The sequence below is a fragment of the Nocardiopsis endophytica genome (assembly GCF_027706725.1).
Lineage (GTDB): Bacteria > Actinomycetota > Actinomycetes > Streptosporangiales > Streptosporangiaceae > Nocardiopsis_A > Nocardiopsis_A endophytica.
The window spans coordinates 47,399-68,621 of the sequence record NZ_JAQFWQ010000021.1 but is presented as its reverse complement, the minus strand read 5'-3'; the positions used below and the strand labels follow the sequence as shown (position 1 = coordinate 68,621).

Here is a 21,223-nt window from a genome sequence, read left to right as displayed (position 1 = left end):
GGCATCTGATATTTCAGTTGCATGGCAGTTGCGTGGCAGCGGACCGCCGCCGTCACCGCCGCTCACACCGCCGGGCACCGGCGGGCGCGACCGCCCACCGAGCCCCTCACGAATCGCCGACGACGCCGCCGGCGACCCGCGGCCACCGCCGCACCGCCCCCTCTCCCCCGGACGAGAAGGAGTGCCCCGATGGCACCGCGAACGCCCGGCGCCGACCTGCCCGACCACCCCGACCGGCTCTGGCGCTCGGCCGACCCCAAGAGCTCCTACGACGTGGTGATCGTGGGCGGCGGCGGGCACGGCCTGGCCACCGCCTACTACCTGGCGGTCAACCACGGCATCACGAACATCGCCGTGCTCGAGCGCGGCTGGCTGGCCGGCGGGAACATGGCCCGCAACACCACGATCATCCGCTCCAACTACCTCTGGGACGAGAGCGCCGGGCTCTACGAGCACGCGCTCAAGCTCTGGGAGGGGCTGGAGGAGGAGCTGGACTACCCGCTGCTCTTCTCCCAGCGGGGCGTGCTGAACCTGGCGCACTCGCTGCAGGAGGTGCGCGACGGCGTCCGCCGGGTGGGCGCGAACCGGCTCAACGGCGTCGACGCCGAGTGGCTCGACACCGACCAGGTCGCCGAGGCCTGCCCGATCCTGAACACCTCCCCCGACCTGCGCTACCCCGTGCTGGGGGCCACCTGGCAGCCGCGCGCGGGCATCGCCAAGCACGACCACGTCGCCTGGGGGTTCGCCCGCGCCCTGGACCAGCTCGGCGTGGACCTGGTCGAGGGGTGCGAGGTCACCGGCTTCGAGACGGCCGGCGACCGGGTGATCGGGGTCGAGACCTCCCGGGGCCCGATCCGCGCGGGCCGGGTCGCCCTGGCCGCCGCCGGGCACACCTCGGTGCTGGCCGACACGCTCGGGCTGCGCCTGCCGCTGCAGAGCCACCCGCTGCAGGCGCTGGTGTCGGAGCTGCTGGAGCCGGTCCACCCGACCGTGGTCATGTCGAACGCGGTGCACGTGTACGTCAGCCAGGCCCACAAGGGCGAGCTGGTGCTCGGCGCGGGCATCGACGCCTACAACTCCTACGGGCAGCGCGGGTCGTTCCACACCATCGAGCGCGAGCTGGCCGCGGCCGTGGAGCTGTTCCCGATGTTCGCCCGCGCCCACGTGCTGCGCACCTGGGCCGGGGTCGTCGACGTCACCCCCGACGCCTCGGCGGTCATGGGGCCCACCCCCTTCGAGGGGCTGTACGTCAACTGCGGCTGGGGCACCGGCGGCTTCAAGGCCACCCCCGGGGTGGGCTGGTGCTTCGCCCACACCATCGCCAACGACGAGCCGCACCCGCTCAACGCCCCCTTCGGGCTGGAGCGGTTCACCACCGGCGCCCTGATCGATGAGCACGGGGCCGCCGGGGTCGCCCACTGAGCGGACCGGACCGCTCCCCCGCCCCGCCTCCCCCAGCCCGAGTCCCGCGGCGTCCGGGCCGCGACACCCGACGACCCTCCGAAGGAGGCCCCCGCATGATGCTGATCCCGTGTCCGTGGTGCGGCCCGCGCAACGAGACCGAGTTCCACTACGGCGGCCAGGCCGGAGTGGCCTACCCCCGCGACCCGCAGGCGCTCTCCGACGCCGAGTGGGCCCAGTTCCTGTTCTTCCGGGACAACCCCAAGGGCGTGTTCGCCGAGCGGTGGATGCACCGGTCCGGCTGCCGCCGCTGGTTCGACCTGCGCCGCGACACCGCCACCAACGAGATCCTCGGCGCCGGCGCGCACGAGGAGCAGGAGAGGACGGTGTCGGTATGAGCGGCCCGTTCAGGCTCGCCGACGGCGGCCGGATCGACCGGGAGCGCCCCGTGTCCTTCCGCTTCGACGGCCGCGACCTGCAGGGCTTCGCCGGGGACACGCTCGCCTCGGCGCTGCTGGCCCAGGGCGTGCACCAGGTGGCCACCGGCATCCGCTACGGGCGCCCCCGCGGCGTCCTTGCGGCGGGGCCCGAGGAGCCCAACGCCCTGGTGCAGATCGAGAAGCCCTTCCCCGAGCCCATGCTCACCGCCACCACGGTGGAGCTGCGGGAGGGCCTGGAGGCCGTGGGCCTTCCCGGCCAGGGGCGCCTGTCCCCCGACCCCGACCCCGCCCGCTACGACGCCGTGCACGAGCACTGCGACGTGCTGGTCGTCGGCGCCGGGCCCGCCGGGCTGTCCGCCGCGCTCGCCGCCGCCCGCAGCGGCGCCCGGGTGGTCCTCGCCGACGCCGACACCGAGTTCGGCGGCGGCCTGCTGGGCAGCGGGGAGATGCTCGACCACGCCCCGGCCCTGGAGTGGGTGGAGCGGGCGCGGGCCGAGCTGGCCCGCCGCAGCGAGGTCCGCCTGCTGCCGCGCACCACGGTCACCGGCCACTACGACGCCAACTACCTCATCGCCGTGGAGGACCGGGGTCCGGACGCCTTCACCCGGCAGCGCACCTGGCACATCCGGGCCCACGAGGTGGTGCTGGCCACCGGGGCGCACGAGCGCCCCCTGGTCTTCGCCGACAACGACCGGCCCGGCACCATGCTGGCCGGGGCGGCCCGCACCTACCTGCACCGCTACGCGGTGCTGCCCGGGCGGCGCGCGGTCGTGTTCACCACCGACGACGGCGCCTACGCCGCCGCGCTGGACCTGTGCGGCGCCGGGGTGGAGATCGCCGCGGTCGTCGACGCGCGGCCGGAGGCGCCCCCCTTCTGGGCCAAGCGGTGCGCCGAGCAGGGCATCCCGGTGCGCACCGGGCACGCCGTGGTCGGCACGACCGGCGAGGAGCACGTGACCGGCGCCCGCGTCGCCGCGCTCGACCCGGACACCGGCGCCCTGGGCCCCGAGGAGCACCACGCCTGCGACCTGCTGCTGGTCTCCGGCGGCTGGAACCCCGCGGTCCACCTGTACTCCCAGGCCCGCGGCCCGCTCGCCTACGACGAGGCGGCGGGGGCGTTCCTGCCCTCCGGATCCGTCCCGGGCGTGCACCCGGCGGGGGCGGCGGCCGGGCTGCGCACCACCGCCCAGTGCCTGTCGAGCGGCGCGGTGGCCGGGGTGCAGGCGGCCTCCCGGCTCGGGCTGGAGGCCACGGCGGCTCCCCGCCCCGAGACCGACCCGCACCCGGTGCCCAAGGGCCGCCCGCTGTGGCGGGTGCCCGACCCCGACGCGGGCGACCCGGGCCGCACCCAGTTCGTGGACCTGGCGCGCGACGCCACGGTCGCCGACGTGGAGAAGGCGGTCGGGGCCGGGCTGTCCTCGGTGGAGCACATCAAGCGGTTCACCACCATCGGCACCGGGCACGACCAGGGCCGCACGTCGGGCACGGTGTCCTCGGGCATCATCGCCGGCCTGCTGGGCGCCGACCTGGCCGAGGTGGGCACGACCACCTTCCGGGCGCCCTACAGCCCCGTGTCCTTCGCCGCGCTGGCCGGGCGGGAGCGGGGCGAGCTGTACGACCCGATCCGGGTGACGGCCATGCACGACTGGCACGTCGAGCAGGGGGCGCCCTTCGAGAACGTGGGCCAGTGGAAGCGGCCGTGGTACTACCCGCGGCCCGGCGAGAGCATGGAGGCGGCCGTGCTGCGCGAGTGCCGCGCGGTGCGCACCGGCGTGGGCATGCAGGACGTGTCCACCCTCGGCAAGATCGACGTGCAGGGGCCGGACGCCGCCGAGTTCCTCGACCTCGTCTACACCAACATGATGAGCACGCTCAAGCTCGGCCGCATCCGGTACGGGCTGATGTGCCACGCCGACGGGATGGTCTTCGACGACGGCACCGTCATGCGCACCGGGGAGCACCGGTACCTGATCAGCACGACCAGCGGCGGCGCGGCCGGGGTGCTGGAGCACCTGGAGGACTGGCTGCAGACCGAGTGGACGCACCTGCGGGTGCACCTGACCTCGGTGACCGAGCAGTGGGCCACCATCGCGCTGGCCGGGCCGCGCTCGCGCGAGGTGCTGGAGCGGGCGTGCACCGGCATCGACCTGGACAACGCCGACTTCCCGTTCATGAGCTGGCGCAACGGGACGATCGCGGGCCGCAGGGCCCGGGTGTGCCGGATCAGCTTCTCCGGTGAGCTGGCCTTCGAGATCAACGTGCCGTGGTGGCACGGTCGGCAGGTCTGGGACGCGCTGTACGCGGCCGGGGAGCCGTTCGGCATCACCCCCTACGGCACCGAGACCATGCACGTGCTGCGCGCCGAGAAGGGCTTCCCCATCGTCGGCCAGGACACCGACGGCACGGTCACCCCGCAGGACCTGGGCATGGGCTGGGCGGTGTCCAAGAAGAAGGCGGACTTCATCGGCGCCCGCTCCTTCAGCCGCCCGGACAACACCCGCACCGACCGCAAGCAGCTCGTCGGCCTGATCCCGGCGGCCGGCGAGGGCGTGCTCCCGGAGGGCACCCAGATCGTGGAGACCCGGGTGCTGCCCAGGCCCCCGGTGCCGATGCTCGGCCACGTCACCTCCAGCTACCGCAGTGCCGCCCTGGGCACGCCGTTCGCCCTGGCCCTGGTCAAGGGCGGGCGGGACCGCATCGGGCAGACGGTGTACGGGCACGTCGGCGACCGGCTGGTGCCGGTCGAGATCACCGACCCCGTGTTCTACGACAAGGAGGGAGCACGCCGTGACGGCTGACCTCTACGGCGCGTCGCCGCTGGCCGTGCGCGCCGACGCCCTGGCCGCATCCTCGTCCCCCTCGACCGTGCGCATCGCCGAGGTGCCCTTCCGGGCCCAGGTGACGCTGCGCGTGGACCCCCGGGGCGCGGCGGCCGAGCGCATCGGGGCCGCGCTCGGCGCCGCGCTCCCGGGCCCCGGCGGGGTGGCGCGCACCGAGCGCGTCGCCGTGCTGGGCCTGGGCCCGGACGAGTGGCTGCTGGTGGGGCCCGAGGGCGCCGCGCAGGGGCTGCAGGACACGCTGACCGCGGCGCTGGACCGCGCGTTCGGGGCCGTGGTGGACGTGTCGGCGCACCGCACGATCGTCCAGGTGTCCGGCCCCAAGGCGCGGGAGGTGCTGAACAAGGGGTGCGCGCTGGACCTGCACCCCCGGGTGTTCGCCTCCGACCGGTGCGCGCAGACCGATGTCGCGCGCACTTCGGCGATCCTGATGCGGCACGATGTCGTGGAGCCGGGCTTCTGGGTCTTCGTCCGCGCCTCGTTCGCCCGCTACCTCGCCGACTGGCTGATCGACGCCGCCGCCGAGTACGGCGGCTGACCCGGGGCGGGCGCTCCCGGGTCCGACACCCTCCGCCGGGACCGCCCGCCCCCTTCCCGCGGCTCGCGCGATCCGCCTCGCCGCCCGCTCGCCCCTACCCCCGGCACCCCTCCCGCACGGCCGGGCCATGCCCGCACGCCGGTGCGCCGTCCCATGCGGTCTGGGCCCATCCCGCCCCTTCGAGGCCGCCCCCGGGCGCATCCACGGGACACCCGGCCGTACCCGGCGCCGTGCCATCCGCGCCATGCCGACGGACGGCGCCGACGGGTGAAGGCGGCATTGGGCCGCTCGCGGCCCTCTCCGCCTTCGACCCGAGCACCATTCGCGAGCGAAAGGAGACCCCCCATGCTCCGTAAAGACCAAGCCGCCCCTCTCCATACCTCGGCCGCCACCGGCCACGACCGCGCCACTCCCCCACCGGATTCCCGATCGGACCACCGCATCGACCCGGTGGTCCTCGGCACCGCGCTGACCCTGTGTCTGGCCTTCGTCGTCTGGGGCGTGATCGACGCCGATTCCCTGGCGGCGAGCGCCGAGGCCCTCCTCGACCGGGTCCTGCACTCGACCGGCTGGCTCTACGGGCTGGTCGCCTCCGCGGCCGTCGTCTTCGCCCTGTTCCTGGCCGTCTCCCGGTACGGGGGCATCCGCCTGGGCGGCGACGATGAGCGCCCCGAGTTCGGCATCCTCGCCTGGACCGCGATGCTGTTCGCCTCGGGGATGGGGATCGGCCTGGTGTTCTGGGGCGTCGCCGAGCCCCTGTCGCACCTGGCCGAGCCGCCGCTGGGCGCCGCCGCGCCGAACTCCACGGAGGCCTCCCGGCTGGCGATGGAGTACTCCGTCTTCCACTGGGGCCTGCACCCGTGGTCGCTGTACGCGCTGGTGGGGCTCGCGCTGGCCTACGGGATGTTCCGCAAGGGCCGCCCCAACCTGCTGAGCTCGATCGTGCTTCCCGGCAGGCCGTGCACCAGCGCCGCCTCCCGGGCGGTCGACGCCTTCGTCGTCTTCTTGACCACCTTCGGCGCGGCGGTCTCCCTGGGCCTGGGCGCGCTGCAGATCAACAACGGGCTGGCCTCGACCTTCGGGGTCCCTGAGAACACCGCGGTGGCGATCGCGGTCATCGCCGGGCTGATGGTGCTGTTCGTGCTGTCGGCGGTGACCGGCCTGCACCGCGGGATCAAGCACATCTCGACGATCAACGCCGCGCTGGCCGGGCTGCTGGTGGCGTTCGTGTTCATCGCCGGGCCGAGCATCCCGGTCCTGCAGACGATGGTCGAGACGGTCGGCGGGTACGCCGCGCACATCGTCCCGATGGCCTCGCGCACCGGGGTCTACGGCGGCGAGGACTGGCTGGCCGAATGGACCGTCTTCTACTGGGCGTGGTGGATGTCGTGGGCCCCCTTCGTGGGCGCCTTCATCGCCCGCATCTCCCGTGGGCGCACGATCCGCGAGTTCGTGGTCGGCGTGCTCGTGGTGCCCACCGCGCTGAGCGTGGCGTGGTTCGCGGTGATGGGCGGGACCGGCATCAGCATGCAGCTCTCGGGCCAGGCGCCGCTGTCAGAGGTGCTCGCCTCCTCCGGTGAGGAGGGCGCCCTGTTCGCCCTGTTCGACCACCTGCCGCTGGCCGGGGTCACCTCGGTCGCCGTGATCGTGCTGATCGCGCTGTTCTTCGTCAGCAGCGCCGACTCGGCGTCGGTGGTGCTGGCGACGATGTGCCAGCGCGGCGCTCTGCACCCGCACCGCCCGCTCGTCGTGCTGTGGGGCGTGGTGATCGCCCTGACCGCGACCGTCCTGCTCCTCGCGGGCGGGCTGTCGGCGATCCAGACGGCCTCGCTCGTCATCTCCCTGCCGTTCCTGGGACTGCTCGTGGCGGCGTGCACGGGCCTGTTCCGCGAGCTGCGCGGCGAGTCCACCCCCGACCCGGCCCCGCCCCGCGGCGCCCGCTGATCGGAGACGATCAGATTCGTGGTCGCGGCGGCGCCTCCCCTGCCGCCGCCGCGACCACGATTCATTCATCGAGAATGCGGCGCCGACCCGGCGCGTGCCCCGACCCCGCCGCGGAACGGCGGAGGAAAGGCGTGCACGAGCCCCTCGCGGCCATGGCGGGAGAACACCGCGGCAGGTTCTCTTTTGTGAAGTCATGGCTTCACAGAATTCGCGGCCGCGGCGCGGCCTTCACAGGACGGACAGGACGGCCTTCTCGAATCCCCGGATGTGCTCGACCGCGAGTTCGCGGGCGCGCTCGTCGTCGCCGTCGATCATCGTCTCCAGGAGGGGCACGAGTTCGCCGACATGGTCGGTCACTCCGGGAAGCCGGTCGATGTAGAGGTACCAGATCCTCATCATCAGGTTGTAATAGAGCGTGAGGGTGGCTTCCAGGTAGGTGTTGTGGGAGCACTCGTAGATCGCCCGGTGCACCCGGCTGTCGAACACCATCTGCGCCTCGGCGTCGCGCCCGTAGTCGGCGGCCCCGTCCCGCAGCGCGCGCAGGTCGGACCGCTGCGCGGCGGTCGCGCGCCGGGCCGTCTGAAAGGCGGCCTCGCCTTCGAGGGGTGCGCGGACCTCGGTGAGCAGGGAAAGGTCGGACAACTGCACCTCGGTGGCGAATACGCCGCGCCGGGGATAGACCTTCACGAGCCTTTCCGATTCGAGCCGCTTGATCGCCTCGCGCACGGGGGTGCGCCCCACTCCGAGGGTGCGCGTCAGCTCTTCCTCGTGCACCGGCGCCCCGGGCGCGATACGGGTCGTGACCAGCATGTCGCGAATCGCGAAGTAGGCGGTCGCCGAAAGTGACGAATTCTTCTTCCTCGGGGACTTCCTCGCGGCTCCGCCCTCGGTATTCAGCATGGGGCCATGATAGGCCAATGTGAAACATCAGTCGTCGGCGACAGCGCGACGACGGCGCCGCGTTCGCGCAGGCCACCGGGGAGGCGCCGGTCACGGGCCCACACGGCGCGCGGCGGCGCCCGTCCGTTCGGCCGGGCCGCGCCCCCCGTTCGGCCAGGTGGCGCCCCTTGCCCGGAGGCGTAGTGTCGCGCGTGCGCGGAGCCGTGCCCGCCCCGGGCCGGCCCGCGCGCGGGGCGGGGCGCCGGGGGCTGCGGCGCGCCCGCACCGCCGACGTGCCGATCCGCCATGATCAACGTGCGCCCGGCCTGGAAAAATGGAAGTGAACAGCACCGCCAGCTGTACCTCAGGGGGCCGCCATGTCCAATCCGCCCATCGACGATCCGCGCCAGGACGCTCCCAGCGTGTCCGAGCCCAAGCGCTCGGCCGTGGGGATCCCCGCGATCGCCAACAGCATGAAGATCGTCGGGCAGCAGTCGGGGGCCAAGCGCGGCCTGCTGACGCTGACCGCGGTCAACCAGAAGAAGGGGTTCGACTGCCCGGGCTGCGCCTGGCCCGAGCCGGACCACCGCCACCCCGCCGAGTTCTGCGAGAACGGCGCCAAGGCCGTGGCCGAGGAGTCGACCCGCCGCGCGGTGGGACCCGCCTTCTACGCCGAGCACTCCATCTCCGACCTGGCCGGGCGCAGCGGGTACTGGCTCGGGCAGCAGGGGCGCCTCACCGGTCCGGTGTACGCCGCCCCCGGCTCCGACCACTACGCGCCCATCGGGTGGGACGAGGCCCTCACGATCATCGCCGACGAGCTCAAGGGGCTGGACTCGCCGGACGAGGCCCTCTTCTACACCTCCGGGCGCACCAGCAACGAGGCGGCGTTCTGCTACCAGCTGCTCGCGCGCCGCTTCGGCACCAACAACCTGCCGGACTGCTCGAACATGTGCCACGAGTCGTCGGGGTCGGCGCTGAGCGAGACGCTGGGCGTCGGCAAGGGCAGCGTCAAGCTCGACGACCTCTACCAGGCCGACCTGATCATCGTCGCCGGGCAGAACCCCGGCACCAACCACCCCCGCATGCTGACCGCGCTGGAGAAGGCCAAGCACGCGGGGGCGCGCATCATGACGGTCAACCCGCTGCCCGAGGCGGGCCTGCAGCGGTTCCGCAACCCGCAGACCGCGCGCGGGATCGTCGGCTCGGGGACCGTGCTGACCGACCTGTTCCTGCAGATCAAGGTCGGCGGGGACCTCGCCCTGTTCAGCGCGCTGAACCGGCTGCTGCTGCAGACCGACGAGCTCAAGGGCGGGGTGCTCGACCACGACTTCATCGCCGAGCACACCCACGGCTTCGACGCCTACGCCAAGTCCCTCCTGGACCACGGGGAGGACGAGTTCTGGGACCGCGTCGGGGCCGCCACCGGGCTGGGCCGCGACGAGGTCGAGGAGGCGGCGGCGATGGTGCTGGCCTCCCAGAAGATCGTGGTCTGCTGGGCCATGGGGCTGACCCAGCACCGCAACTCCGTGGCCACCATCCGCGAGGTCGTCAACTTCCTGCTGCTGCGGGGCAACGTGGGGCGGCCCGGGGCGGGGGTGTGCCCGGTGCGCGGGCACAGCAACGTCCAGGGCGACCGGACCATGGGCATCTGGGAGCGCCCTCCGGCGGAGTTCCTGGACGCGCTCAGGGACGAGTTCGGGTTCGAGCCCCCGCGCGAGCACGGGGTGGACACGGTCGACGCCATCCGCGCGATGCGCGACGGGCGCGCCAAGGTGTTCTTCGGGATGGGCGGCAACTTCGTGGCGGCCTCCCCCGACACGGCGGCGACCGAGGAGGCCATGCGCCGGTGCCGCCTGACGGTGCAGGTGTCGACGAAGCTCAACCGGTCGCACGCGGTGACGGGTGAACATGCGCTCATCCTGCCGGCGCTGGGGCGCACCGACCTGGACGTGCACGAGGGCGTGGAGCGCTTCGTCAGCGTCGAGGACTCCATGGGCGAGGTACACGCCTCGCGCGGCCGGGTGGAGCCGCTGTCGGCGGACATGCGCTCGGAGGTCGACATCGTGCGCGGGCTGGCCGTCCGCCTGCTGGGCGAGGACGACGCCGTGCCGTGGGAGGAGTTCGCCGACTACGACCGGATCCGGGAGAGCATCGAGCGGGTGGTGCCGGGGTTCGACGACTACAACGAGCGCGTGCGGCGCCCGGGCGGCTTCCGCCTGCCGCACGCTCCCCGGGACAGCCGGACGTTCCCCACGGCGACGGGCAAGGCCAACTTCACCAGCAACGGCCTGTCGGCCCCGGAGGTCCCCGAGGGCCGCCTGCTGCTGCAGACGCTGCGCTCGCACGACCAGTTCAACACGACGATCTACGGGCTGGACGACCGGTACCGGGGCATCCACAACGGCCGCCGGGTGGTCCTGGTGAACGCGCAGGACCTCGCGGAGCTGGGGGTGGACAACGGGCAGTACGTGGACCTGGTGAGCGAGTGGGAGGACGGCGTGGAGCGCCGCGCACCCCACTTCCTGGTCGTGGAGTACCCCACCGCCAGGGGTTCCGCCGCCGCCTACTACCCGGAGACCAACGTGCTGGTGCCGCTGGACTCCACCGCCGAGGTGTCCAACACCCCGACGTCGAAGTCCGTCGTGGTCCGCCTCGAAGCGGATTCCGGCCAGTAGGCCAGTGGGCCAATGGGCCCGGAGCACCGCCCGCTCCGGGCCCTGCCGACTCACCCCCAGGGCACTCGGTTCCTGCGGGTCACAGGCGGCCCGCGATAGGTGTGGCCGGGAGTGGGTAGGTGACATGCCCCCTGGTCGTCTTCTCGCCGGGAGGGCGGAGATGTGAAGCGGCGGTGCGGGCGGCGCGGCGCGTCGAAGGCGTGCGGGCGGTCGTGGTGGCCGGCCGCGGCACGGCGGGCTGCGCCGTGGGCCGCGGCCGGCGCGCTCGCGGGTCTGGTGGCCTGGCGCTCGGTGGCATCGTGGCGGCGGCCCGACCGGGGGCTGCGCACCGCGCCGGCCGATTCCCCCGGTGCCGACGCGACCGGGCGGGGGCTCGTCGTCGTGGTCAACGCGGGCGCGGGCGGCGGTCCGGCCTCGGCCCTGGTCGGCCCCTCACCGGTCGACCGGATCCGCGAGCTCCTGCCCGCCGCCGAGATCCTCCGGCCCGAGACGATGGACGGCCTGGACGACCTGCTGGAGGAGGCCGCCGGGCGGTGCCGGGTGCTGGGCGTGTTCGGGGGAGACGGCACCGTTCGGGCCGGGGCTGCCGCCGCGCTCCGGCACAGCCGTCCGCTGCTCCCGCTGCCGGGCGGGACGCTGAACAACTTCGCCGCCACCCTCGGCCTGGTGACCGTGGACGACGCCGTGCGCGCCTACCGGCGGCAACGGGTGGGCGGGGTGGACATCGGGGAGGTGGACGGCCGGATCTTCCTGAACACGGCCTCGTTCGGTGTCCAGGCCCGCCTCTTCGACCTGCGTGAACAGCTCCGCCCCCGGTTGGGCAGGTGGCTGTCGATGGCGGTGGCCGCCTGGCGCGCGATGCACGAGGCCGAACCCGTGGACATCGCCGTCGACGGGCGCACGTACCACGCCTGGTGGGTGTTCGTCGGCAACGGGCGCCACCGCACCCACGCGCTGCTGCCGACACGCCGCGAACGGCTGGACGACGGCGTCCTCGACGTGCGCGTCCTGCGCGCGCGGCGCCCGTTCCGGCGGCTGCGCGGCGGGCTCGCCCTCGTCCTCGGCGACTGGGGGCCGACGAGCGGATACAAGCACTGGCGCACCCCCCGGATCACCATCACCGCCGATACCGCCGAACTGCGGGTGGCCTGCGACGGGGAGACCGCGCCCGCCCCGGCCGTGCTCCTCTTCCACAAGCACCGCCGCCGCCTGGCCGTCTTCCACACCCGCGATGCCCCTGCCCCCCGCCCCACCGCCCGGCGGCGGGCCTGATGCCGGGCCGTCCTCGCTCCGCCTGCCCGGGAGCGACGTTTCCCTGCAGGGCGTGCGGGTAGCCGGAGGCCATGTCCGCTCAGCGCGCGCCCATTCTCGACCAGACTGCGATGCTGCTGGTCAAGGGATATGCCTGGCTTCCGGACCTGCGCCGGAAGGCGCCGGGGCCGCTGGCCCGCACACGGCTCTTCGGCCGGCAGGCCGTGGGGATGTGCGGCCCCGAGGCGGTCCGCTTCCTCTACGACGAGGGAAAGGTCCGCAGGAGGGGCACGGCGCCCGAGCCGATCGTGTCCACGCTCTTCGGCCACGGGTCCGTCCACGGTCTGGACGGGGAACGGCACCGCGCCCGCAAGGAGCTGTTCTCCGCGACCGCCCGTCCGCCCGAGGCGGTGGCGGCCTTGACCGAGTCGGTCGTCTCCGCCTGGGACGAGGCCGCTGCGACGTGGGCCGACCGGTCTCCCGTGGTGCTGTTCCGCGAGGCGGCGAACGCCATCGCGTCCGGCGTCGCGCGCTGGGCGGGCATCCCCCTCTCCTCGGCCGATACGGACCGGCTGGCCTCCGACATGGTGGCCCTGGTCGACGGTTTCGGGACGCCGGGCCCACGCCACTGGCGGGCGAGGATCGCGCGCGTGGCGTGGGAGGGGCGGCTGGCGCGGCTGGTCAAGGAGGTGCGGTCGGGCTCGGCCGGCGTCCCCCAGTGGTCGGTGGTCGACACGGTCGCCCGCCACCGTGAGGACGGTGAACCGCTCCACCCCCGCGTCGCCGCGGTAGAGATCCTGAACATCGTCCGCCCGACCACCGCCGCGTGCTGGCTCGTCGCCTTCGCCGCGCACGCCTTCTCCCTCTGGCCGGACCAGAAGGCCCGCGTACGGGAGGGCGAGGAGGAGGCGCGCTCCTTCGCCCAGGAGGTCCGGCGCTTCTACCCCTTCGCGCCGTTCGTCGGGGGCACGGTGCGCGCGGACACCGAGTGGAAGGGCGAGCCCGTCCCCGGCGGGGCGCTCGTCCTGGTGGACATCTACGGCCAGCACCACTCGCCGGAGCTGTGGAAGGCGCCCTATATCTTCGACCCGACGCGCTTCACCGGGCCGCCGGTGGAGGAGGGCGTTTTCATCCCTCAGGGAGGCGGCGACGTCGCCGAGGGGCACCGCTGCCCGGGTGAGGATGTCGTGCTGTCGGTCCTGACCGCGCTGTCCCGGCGTCTCGCCGAGCTGGACTACACGACCCCGGCGCAGGACTGGACGATCCCGCTGGGCCGCATCCCCACACACCCGAAGGACGGCGCGGTCATCGACGCCTCCGGGCCGCGCAGGGGGTCGGGCTCGGGCCCGTGAGGGGTGCGGGCTCAGCCCTGCGCCTCCGGGGTCCGCACCGCGGTGAACAGGAGCGGGGTGCGCACGCCGAGCCCGGCCGAGATGTCCGCGACGGCCTCGGCGAGCCAGCCGACCGCCTCGACCGACCATTCGGCGAGCCCGCCCCGCAGGGCGATGCCGTGGAGGGGCGGTCCGTTCCAGAACCCGTCGTCGAACGGCGGGGCGGGAACGGCCTCCTGCCCGACGGCCTCTGAGGAGCGGCACAGGAACACGTCCTGGTCCAACCTCCCGATGCGCTCGGCCAGCTCTCCTCCGGCCTCCACGATCGACCGGTCCCGCCCGGCGCTGACGACGACCTCGGCCTCCACCCTGGAGCCCGGAGCGCGCGCGGCGAACCATCCGGCCGTCACCGCCGCCGGGACCCGGGCACGGGCGGGCCGGGCCGACGCGTCGATCCCCTGCACCGGCAGCAGGACCTGGACGGCCGACAGGACCGCCCTCCCGGCCCGGGCCGTCGCGTCCCCGGCGCAGCGCAGGAACGGCTGCACCGGGAGCGGCCGGTCCGCGGCGACCGGGCCCGCCTCGACCTGGAACCAGGAGACGAGCCCGGCGCCGGGGGCCGCCAGGGGGTGCTCCCATCCGGCGTCGTTCATGGCCCACAGGCCGGGTGCGCTCGGGGCGCGGTCCGAGGGGCCGCCCACGGCACCGGCCGACGTGTCGTCCATCCACCCCATGGCGAGCGAGCGGTCGCGGAACAGGGCGTAAGCGTCCTGTTCGGCCTCCGGCCCGTGCCAGGGGTGCCAGGCCAGCTCTCCGTAGAGGGCGGCGAACATGGTGCCCGCGGTCTCCGGGCCGGCGGGCACCGTGCCCGGCCGCGCCGCCGTGGTGTCGTCCGGCACGCCAGAGCCTCCCTGATCGCCTGTCGGCCGCCGCGTCGTCCGTGCGGCCCCGCCCTCGGAGCGCTACCCGGCGGGAGCCCTAGAACACTCGGCAGTCCACGTTGGCCTGCCGGTGCGGCCATTCGCCGGTGTCCCACTCGTCGACGACGTCGACGTCCACGTGGTTGCGCCAGGAGGTGCGGGCGGTGTTGTCGCAGTCGTGGCGCGCCACCGTCCGGTTGGCGCTGCCGCCGCCCGGCTTGAGCCGCTCGGTGGACGAGCACGCCTTCTGCCGCCAGCTGTTGTCCGTGTACCACTCGTAGAGGCAGTTGTACACGTCGGCGCGGTCATTGCTGCAGTCCCCCTTGTTCCACCACCCGTGGCCGGAGACCACGACGCCGGTGCTGGACCGGTGGGGGTTGTCCCGTCCGCTGTCGGGCGTGCAGGGGAACTGCCTCGTCTGGGCCCCGTCGCCGGTCTCCGAGGGTTCGGGCCCCTCGGGCATGGGGATCTCACGGCCTTCGCCGTCCAGGTAGACGGCGCTGTCCTCGGCCTCGGGGGGAGCGACGCCCGGAACGGCCTCCTCCGGCGAGGCGAAGCCGTCGGAGGGGGACGACGCGGCGGCCGGTCCGCCCGCCATCCCGGTCGCGCCCACGGCGAGCACCAGGGCCGCACCTACGAGAAGGAACCGATTCGCCTTCATGTTCCCGCGACACCTCTTTTCGATCACATCGTCTTTCCTCTTTCACACTCAGGGGCCGACCGTTTCCGTCCGGAGGGGCGAGCCGACCGGAACCATCGTAGGCAGCTGTCCGCGAATGGCCGATGGCCCGACGGCGGCCGATTGCACCCGGTGGCCGCATCCGGTCATCGCACCTGGTAGATGCGATCGCATTCACTGGAACTCTCCGCAGCGCACGGCATCGCGCTTTCCATCTCGGCCATTGTTCCGGGCGCTTTGCGACAAATACGGAATACATGGCGAATACCTCGTTCCGGATCTCCTCCGGTTCGCGAGGGACATCCGGATACCGCCCGGCGTCCGCGCCCCTGGGCCGGGGGAGCCGGCGGCCGGGGCGACCGGGCCGCGCCTCGGCCGCGCGCGCCCCGCGCCGCTCCTACGATTGGCCCATGCCCCGCACCTCTCCCGAGCACCTGGAAGCGCGCCGACGGCAGATCCTCGACGCCGCCCGCCGCTGCTTCACCAGGGACGGCTTCCACGCGACCTCGATGCAGCACCTCTTCGCCGAGGCGGGGCTGTCCCCCGGGGCGGTCTACCGCTACTTCGACGGCAAGGACGCCATCGTCGCCGCGATCGCCGCCGAGGCCCTGTCCGAGGTGTCGGCCGCGTTCGCGGAGCACGGCGACGGGGAGCCCCCCGGCCTGGACGGCATCCTGGACCTCGTCCTCCGGGCGGACCGGCCGCCGCTGTCCGGCAGCCGCGAGTCGGCGGCGCTGCTCGTGCAGATCTGGGCCGAGGCGCTCCGCTCCCCCGCGCTCGCCGAGCACCTGGCGCAGGTGCGCGACGGCGCCCGGGAGGTCCTCGCCGGCCTGGTGGAACGCCACCGGGAACGCGGGACCCTGCCGCCCGGCGCCTCCGCCGCGCAGGTCGCCGACGTCCTGTTCGCCCTGGTCGACGGCTACCTCGTGCAGCGGGCCGTCTACGGCGACCCCGACCCGGGGGCGTTCCGGGCCGGGGTCCGCGCGCTGATGGCGGGCCCCGCCGCGCAGGGCTGACCCGGCGGCGGGGGCGCCGCCCCGGAGCACGCCGACGGGGATCGGACGGAGATCAGACAGAGAACGCCGCGTTCCCTCTTGACGCCGCGCGGCCCACATGGTCCCCTTAAAAAGAACGAACGTTCGCTTTCTTTACTGACCGGAGACGAGGAGACCCCATGCCGCGCACGTCCGAGACCCCCGACCTTCCGCAGGCGCTCACCGGGATCGGCGGGACCGCCCTGGGCGTGGCGCTCCTGCGCGCCCAGGAGAGCAGGCGCCCGGACCGCCTCTTCGACGACCCCTTCGCCGAGCGCTTCCTCGCCGCGGTGCCCGACGGCGGCTCCCCGTGGGCCGCCGACCGCACCTCCGGCGCGTCCTCCCCCTTCACCGCGTTCCACCGCCTCGTCGCCGACCAGGTCGCCGTCCGCACACGCTTCCTGGACGACGCCCTCCTGGCCGCCGCCCGGGACGGGCGCACCCAGGTGGTGCTCCTGGCCTCGGGCATGGACACCCGCGCCTACCGCCTCGACTGGCCCGCCGGGACCACCGTGTACGAGCTGGACTCCGCCGACGTCCTCACCTTCAAGCGGACCGTCCTGACCGAGCAGGGGGCCGCACCGCGGTGCAGGTGCGTCGAGGTTTCGGCGGACCTCAGACAGGACTGGCCGGAGGCCCTCGCGGGGGCGGGCTTCGACCCCGGGCGTCCGACGGCGTGGCTGGCCGAAGGACTGCTCTACGCGCTCCCCTCCGAGGGCGCGGACCTGCTCCTGGAGCGCATCACCGCGAACTCCGCCCCCGGCGGCTTCCTGGCCTTCGACCACGCCGAGGACACCGACGCCCTCCGGGCCGCGAGGGCACAGGTGGCCCCGGAACTGGTGGCGCTGTGGCAGGGCGGCCCCGGAGAGCCGGGGCCCTGGCTCGCGGAGCACGGGTGGGCGCCCGAGGTCGAGGACGTCGCCGAGGCGGCGCGGGGGTTCGGCCGCCCCGCGCCCCCGGCCTTCGACCCCGACCGCCCCGGGAGCGCCCGCGGCTGGCTGTGCACGGCCCGCCTCACGGCCTGAACGCCCCTCGGTGCCACCGGCCCCGGTGCCGCCTCCCCAGGGGCGACCGGCCCCGCGTCAGGTGGTGTTCCGCCGGATGGTGCGGCTTCCGCCGGTCGTGACCGCCCTCGGCGGGCGGCCGGAGGCCTCCGAGCGGAAGGGAGGTCACGGCCCAATGCCGCGAAGACGGGGCGGCGCGCCCCAGGGCCGTCACCAGCGGGCCGACCCGGGCGGATGGAAGTCACACCGCTCCAAGCGGAACGGCCCCGCGTCAGGCCCCGCGCCGCGGCGCGGGGCCGGTCGACTCGCGCCAGACCACCCGGTTGAGCGGCTCGTCCTCCTCCACCTCGGGGTCGGTCCCGCGCACCGCGGCGATCAGGCGCTCCATGGCGCGGGTGCCGAGCCGCTCCAGGTCGACGGCCACCGTCGTCAGGGCCGGGGACAGGTAGGCGGCCACCGGGGCGTCGTCCCAGCCGGTCACGCTGAGGTCGCCGGGCACGCTCCAGCCGCGCTCCAGGGCTCCGCGCACCGCGCCAGCGGCGACCGCGTCGTTGCCCGCGATGACGGCGGTGACGCCGGAGTCCTCGGGCAGGTCCAGCACCGCCGCGCGCCCGGACTCGGCCGACCAGTCGCCGTCGGCCACGCCGTGCGACTCCAGGCCCAGCCGCTCGACGATCTCCAGGTAGGCCCGCCTGCGCCCGCGCGCCGAGGCGTACCCCCGGTCCCCCGCCACGTGCAGGAACCGCCGGTGGCCGCCGGCCGCGAGCCCCGCCACCAGGTCGGCCACCGGCGACCCGTCGGCCAGCTCCCCGATGCCCCGCATGCGGTCGTCGTAGCCCGCGGAGACGACCACGGCCGCCTCCGCGTCCGGCGGCGGGCCGTCGCCGAGCTCGGCCGGGGCCAGCGACAGGACGCCCTCGACCTGCCCGGACCCGGCCAGGTCGGCCAGGCGCCCGGCCCGCTCCCGCGCGCCGCCCTCCACGCTGAGCACCTCGACCGCGTACCCGGCCGCGCGGGCGGCGCCGATGGCGCCGACCAGCGTCCGGCCCGGGCTGGCGTCGCCCACGCTGGGCAGCAGGATCGCCAGGCGCCCGGTGCGGCGGGTGCGCATCGAGCGCGCGATGAGGTTGGGCCGGTAGCCCAGCTCCCTGATCGCGGCGTCCACGCGCTCCCGGGTGGAGGCCTTGAGCCCCTCCCCCGCGAAGCGCAGGTGGCGCGAGACGGTCTGGTGGGAGACACCGGCCGCGCGGGCCACCTCCTTCATGGTCGGCCTGCGGTGCGGTGCGCCGGACGCGCCCATCGAGCCCCCCGATCCCGGTGCGGACCCCGCCTTGACGGGTTTTGTGAACGATCACTATCGTAGCGGCGACACTCGATGGTGAACGTTCACCTTTTTCGGCCGACCCTCCGAGGAGGCCCCCGTGTCCCGACCCCGTCCACCGATCCGCGCGGCCGTCGTCGGGTGCGGCGCCATCGCCCGCGGACGGCACCTGCCCGCACTCGCCTCGCTGTCCGGCCGGGTGGAGGCGGTGGCCCTCGTCGAGCCGGACGAGGAGCTGCTGGCCGCCACCGCCGCCGAGTGGGGCGTCCCCGGGCGCTACGCCGCCCTGGAGGCCATGCTCGCCGCCGAGGCCCCCGACATCGTCCTGGTCTGCACCCCGCCCGCCGCGCACCGGGAGGCGGCCGCCGCGAGCCTGGACGCCGGCGCCTGGGTGTGGTGCGAGAAGCCGCCCGCGCTCTCCCTCGCCGAGTACGACGAGGTGATGCGGCACGAGGGCGCCGACGGCCCGTTCGCCGCCTACGTGTTCCAGCACCGGTTCGGCTCGGGCGCCGAGCACCTGCGGCGGCACATCGCCGACGGCACCCTCGGCCGCCCCCTGGTGGGGGTGTGCAACACGCTCTGGTACCGCTCCCCCGACTACTTCGAGAAGCCGTGGCGCGGCCGGTGGGAGACCGAGGGCGGCGGCCCGACCATGGGCCACGGCATCCACCAGATGGACCTGGCGCTGTCCCTGCTCGGGGACTGGACGGAGGTGACGGCGGTGATGTCCACCTCGGCGCGGGCGACCCGGACCGAGGACGTGGCGATGGCGATCGTCCGGTGCGCGTCCGGCGCGACGCTCTCGGTCGTCAACAGCCTGCTCTCCCCCCGGGAGACGAGCTATCTGCGCTTCGACTTCGAGCACGCCACGGTGGAGCTGGAGCACCTGTACGGCTACGGCAACGGGCACTGGCGGTGGACGCCCGCGCCCCGGCCCGGAGGGGCGGCGCCCGCGCCCTGGCCGCCGGAGGAGGACGTGCCCAGCTCGCACCGGGCGCAGCTGGAGTCGCTGCTGGACGCGATGGAGCGCGGGGAGCGGCCCCGCGCCAGCGGCCGGGACGGGCGGCGGGTCCTGGAGCTGATCGCCGGGATGTACTGGTCGGCGCTGGGCGGCGGCACGGTCCGCCGTTCGCAGGTCGGCCCTGAAAGCGCTTTCTACCACGCGATGCACGGAGGCGACCCCGCCGCGGCCGCCTCCGCACTGGAGGTGCGCCACGGTGTCTGAGCAGCCGACGGTCGCCCGGGACGGCGACGCCCTGTCCGTCACCGCCGCGGGGACCGAGATCGCCCGCTACGTACTCGCCCCCGGCGCTCCGGCCGAGGAGGCGCCCAAGCCCTACCTGCACCCGCTGCGCACCCTGGGCGGCGCCCCGGTCACGGCGGTGCGCCCCTGGGACCACCGCTGGCACAAGGGCCTGCAGATGACCTGGTCGCACGTGTCGGGGCAGAACTTCTGGGGCGGCCCGACGTACGTGCACGGCCAGGGCTACGTGTGGCTCGACAACCTCGGCACCATCGCCCACGACCGGTTCGAGGAGATCGGAGAGGGCGGGGGCGAGGCGGCGTTCACCGAGCACCTGTCCTGGACCGCCGCGACCGGTCGGCGGTGGATCGAGGAGGTGCGCACGCACCGCTTCCACGGCGTGGACCCGGAGCGCGGGACGTGGGCGCTGGACTTCTCGACGACACTGGCCAACGTCCGGGGCGCGGCGCTGGAACTGGGCAGCCCCACCACGCACGGCCGCAAGGCCGCCGGCTACACGGGCCTGTTCTGGCGCGGGCCGCGTGCCTGGACCGGGTGCAAGGTGTACAGCGAGGCGGGGCACCGCGGGGACGCGGTGATGGGGACCCGTTCGGAATGGATCGCCTTCGCCGGGCGCCACGACGAGACCGACGGCGGCGCCACCGTCCTCGCCTACGCCGGGACGACGAGCGGGGCGGTCCCGATCACCTGGTTCGCGCGCTCGGAGGCCTTCCCGGCGTTCTGCCCCTCCCCCGCCTTCGACGAGCCGCTGTGGCTGGAGCCGGGAGGAACCCTGGAGCTGTGGCACCGGATCGTCGTCGCCGACCGGGAGTGCGGCGCCGAGGAGGCCCATCGGCTCGCCGAGGAGTACGCGCCATGAGCACGCCGTCGTTCCCCGGGGCGGTCGCCGCCAGCATGCTGGAGGTCTACGACTGGCAGGCGGAGGACGGGCTGCACGGGGGCACGCCCCACGTGCACACCGCCTCCTCGGAGGCCTATGTCGTCGTCGCGGGACGCGGGGAGGTGCACACGCTCACCCCTGAGGGCGCGCGGGTCGACGCCTTGGAGCCCGGAACCCTGCTGTGGTTCACCCCGGGGACCGTGCACCGGCTGGTGAACTCCGGCGGCCTGGAGATCGTCGTCCTCATGCAGAACTCGGGGCTGCCCGAGGCCGGAGACGCGGTGTTCACGTTCCCCGCCCGAATCCTGGCCGATCGCGACGCCTACGACGCGGCGGCGCGGCTGTCCCAGGACACCCCTGCGGAGGAGCGCGCCGCCACCGCCAGGGCGCGCAGGGACCTCGCCGTGGAGGGCTACCTGGAACTGCGCGCTGCGGTGCGCCGGGAGGGCGGGGAGGCGCTGCGCCGGTTCCACCGACTGGCCGCGGACCTGGTGCGGCCCCGGGTGGCCGAGTGGGAGCGGATCTGGCACGAGGGCGCGGAGCGCGAGGCCGAGCGGACACGGCGCCAGTTGGCGTCCCTCGCCGAGGGCGACCCCGGGCTCATGGAGGACGCGACCGTGGTGCGCACCGAGCCGCTGCCCGGACCCCGCCACTTCGGAATGTGCGGGAGGCTGCACAAATGGCGTCCGAGGCGGGACGAGGGATAGGGCCAGGCCCCTTCCTCCGCCGTGGCGTGCGTGCTCTGTAGGCGTCCGGCTCCGCGGGTGGGTTCTCGTTTGCGCTGCAACACTGTCCTTCGAAAGCGGTGCAACGTGCCGGGCA

Annotated in this window: 17 protein-coding genes; 13 read left to right on the top strand and 4 right to left on the bottom strand. The window is 74.3% G+C overall.

Annotated features, from left to right (window positions below; genetic code table 11):
* Positions 1-189: 189 nt before the first annotated feature.
* From O4J56_RS09880 to O4J56_RS09860, 5 genes are all read left to right on the top strand, one after another.
* On the top strand, positions 190-1,422 hold the full coding sequence (locus O4J56_RS09880) for a sarcosine oxidase subunit beta family protein (protein ID WP_270685357.1): 1,233 nt from the start codon (positions 190-192) through the stop codon (positions 1,420-1,422).
* A gap of 95 nt (positions 1,423-1,517) precedes the next feature.
* Entirely contained in the window at positions 1,518-1,799 is a 282-nt protein-coding gene (locus tag O4J56_RS09875; RefSeq protein ID WP_270685355.1) for a sarcosine oxidase subunit delta, read from the top strand.
* Entirely contained in the window at positions 1,796-4,639 is a 2,844-nt protein-coding gene (locus O4J56_RS09870; RefSeq protein WP_270685353.1) for a 2Fe-2S iron-sulfur cluster-binding protein, read from the top strand. The genes O4J56_RS09875 and O4J56_RS09870 overlap by 4 nt, the downstream gene beginning before the upstream one ends.
* Complete coding sequence (locus O4J56_RS09865) at positions 4,629-5,216, top strand: sarcosine oxidase subunit gamma (RefSeq protein ID WP_270685352.1); 588 nt, start codon at positions 4,629-4,631, stop codon at positions 5,214-5,216. The genes O4J56_RS09870 and O4J56_RS09865 overlap by 11 nt, the downstream gene beginning before the upstream one ends.
* A 345-nt stretch (positions 5,217-5,561) precedes the next feature.
* The gene (locus O4J56_RS09860; RefSeq protein ID WP_270685350.1) at positions 5,562-7,160 is read left to right on the top strand and encodes a BCCT family transporter; all 1,599 of its coding nucleotides are present in this window, start codon (positions 5,562-5,564) and stop codon (positions 7,158-7,160) included.
* A gap of 228 nt (positions 7,161-7,388) precedes the next feature.
* Here O4J56_RS09860 and O4J56_RS09855 read toward each other — a convergent pair whose 3' ends face one another.
* A complete protein-coding gene (locus O4J56_RS09855; RefSeq protein ID WP_270685349.1) occupies positions 7,389-8,060 on the bottom strand; it encodes a GntR family transcriptional regulator in 672 nt (223 codons plus the stop codon).
* 356 nt (positions 8,061-8,416) lie between these two features.
* Here O4J56_RS09855 and O4J56_RS09850 point away from each other — a divergent pair, with 356 nt between their 5' ends.
* From O4J56_RS09850 to O4J56_RS09840, 3 genes are all read left to right on the top strand, one after another.
* Positions 8,417-10,717: an FdhF/YdeP family oxidoreductase gene (locus tag O4J56_RS09850; RefSeq protein WP_270685347.1), complete on the top strand. Its 2,301-nt coding sequence runs from the start codon at positions 8,417-8,419 to the stop codon at positions 10,715-10,717.
* Between the two features lie 291 nt (positions 10,718-11,008).
* Complete coding sequence (locus tag O4J56_RS09845; RefSeq protein ID WP_270685346.1) at positions 11,009-11,989, top strand: diacylglycerol/lipid kinase family protein; 981 nt, start codon at positions 11,009-11,011, stop codon at positions 11,987-11,989.
* A gap of 71 nt (positions 11,990-12,060) precedes the next feature.
* Positions 12,061-13,320, top strand: a complete 1,260-nt coding sequence (locus O4J56_RS09840; RefSeq protein WP_270685344.1) for a cytochrome P450 — start codon at positions 12,061-12,063, stop codon at positions 13,318-13,320.
* 11 nt (positions 13,321-13,331) lie between these two features.
* On the opposite strand, the gene O4J56_RS09835 is transcribed toward O4J56_RS09840, so the two are convergent.
* Complete coding sequence (locus O4J56_RS09835; protein ID WP_270685343.1) at positions 13,332-14,198, bottom strand: hypothetical protein; 867 nt, start codon at positions 14,196-14,198, stop codon at positions 13,332-13,334.
* Between the two features lie 79 nt (positions 14,199-14,277).
* Complete coding sequence (locus O4J56_RS09830; protein ID WP_270685341.1) at positions 14,278-14,880, bottom strand: hypothetical protein; 603 nt, start codon at positions 14,878-14,880, stop codon at positions 14,278-14,280.
* Positions 14,881-15,308: 428 nt separating this feature from the next.
* On the opposite strand from O4J56_RS09830, the gene O4J56_RS09825 reads away from it, so the two are divergent.
* Together O4J56_RS09825 and O4J56_RS09820 are read left to right on the top strand one after the other, a co-directional pair.
* Positions 15,309-15,914: a TetR/AcrR family transcriptional regulator gene (locus O4J56_RS09825; RefSeq protein WP_270685340.1), complete on the top strand. Its 606-nt coding sequence runs from the start codon at positions 15,309-15,311 to the stop codon at positions 15,912-15,914.
* A gap of 158 nt (positions 15,915-16,072) precedes the next feature.
* Positions 16,073-16,957 carry an SAM-dependent methyltransferase gene (locus tag O4J56_RS09820; protein WP_270685339.1) on the top strand — a complete coding sequence of 295 codons (885 nt, stop codon included), beginning with the start codon at positions 16,073-16,075 and terminating at the stop codon, positions 16,955-16,957.
* 250 nt (positions 16,958-17,207) lie between these two features.
* Here O4J56_RS09820 and O4J56_RS09815 read toward each other — a convergent pair whose 3' ends face one another.
* Positions 17,208-18,200 carry a LacI family DNA-binding transcriptional regulator gene (locus O4J56_RS09815; protein ID WP_270685337.1) on the bottom strand — a complete coding sequence of 331 codons (993 nt, stop codon included), beginning with the start codon at positions 18,198-18,200 and terminating at the stop codon, positions 17,208-17,210.
* Between the two features lie 157 nt (positions 18,201-18,357).
* Between O4J56_RS09815 and O4J56_RS09810 the strand changes: the two genes are divergently transcribed.
* The 3 genes from O4J56_RS09810 to O4J56_RS09800 are packed head-to-tail and all read left to right on the top strand — an operon-like array spanning position 18,358 to position 21,108.
* Positions 18,358-19,482, top strand: a complete 1,125-nt coding sequence (locus O4J56_RS09810) for a Gfo/Idh/MocA family protein (RefSeq protein ID WP_270685336.1) — start codon at positions 18,358-18,360, stop codon at positions 19,480-19,482.
* Positions 19,475-20,380, top strand: coding sequence for a DUF6807 domain-containing protein (locus O4J56_RS09805; protein ID WP_270685335.1), 906 nt, complete (start codon positions 19,475-19,477; stop codon positions 20,378-20,380). The genes O4J56_RS09810 and O4J56_RS09805 overlap by 8 nt, the downstream gene beginning before the upstream one ends.
* Positions 20,377-21,108, top strand: a complete 732-nt coding sequence (locus O4J56_RS09800) for a cupin domain-containing protein (RefSeq protein WP_270685333.1) — start codon at positions 20,377-20,379, stop codon at positions 21,106-21,108. The genes O4J56_RS09805 and O4J56_RS09800 overlap by 4 nt, the downstream gene beginning before the upstream one ends.
* The last annotated feature ends 115 nt before the right edge of the window (positions 21,109-21,223 follow it).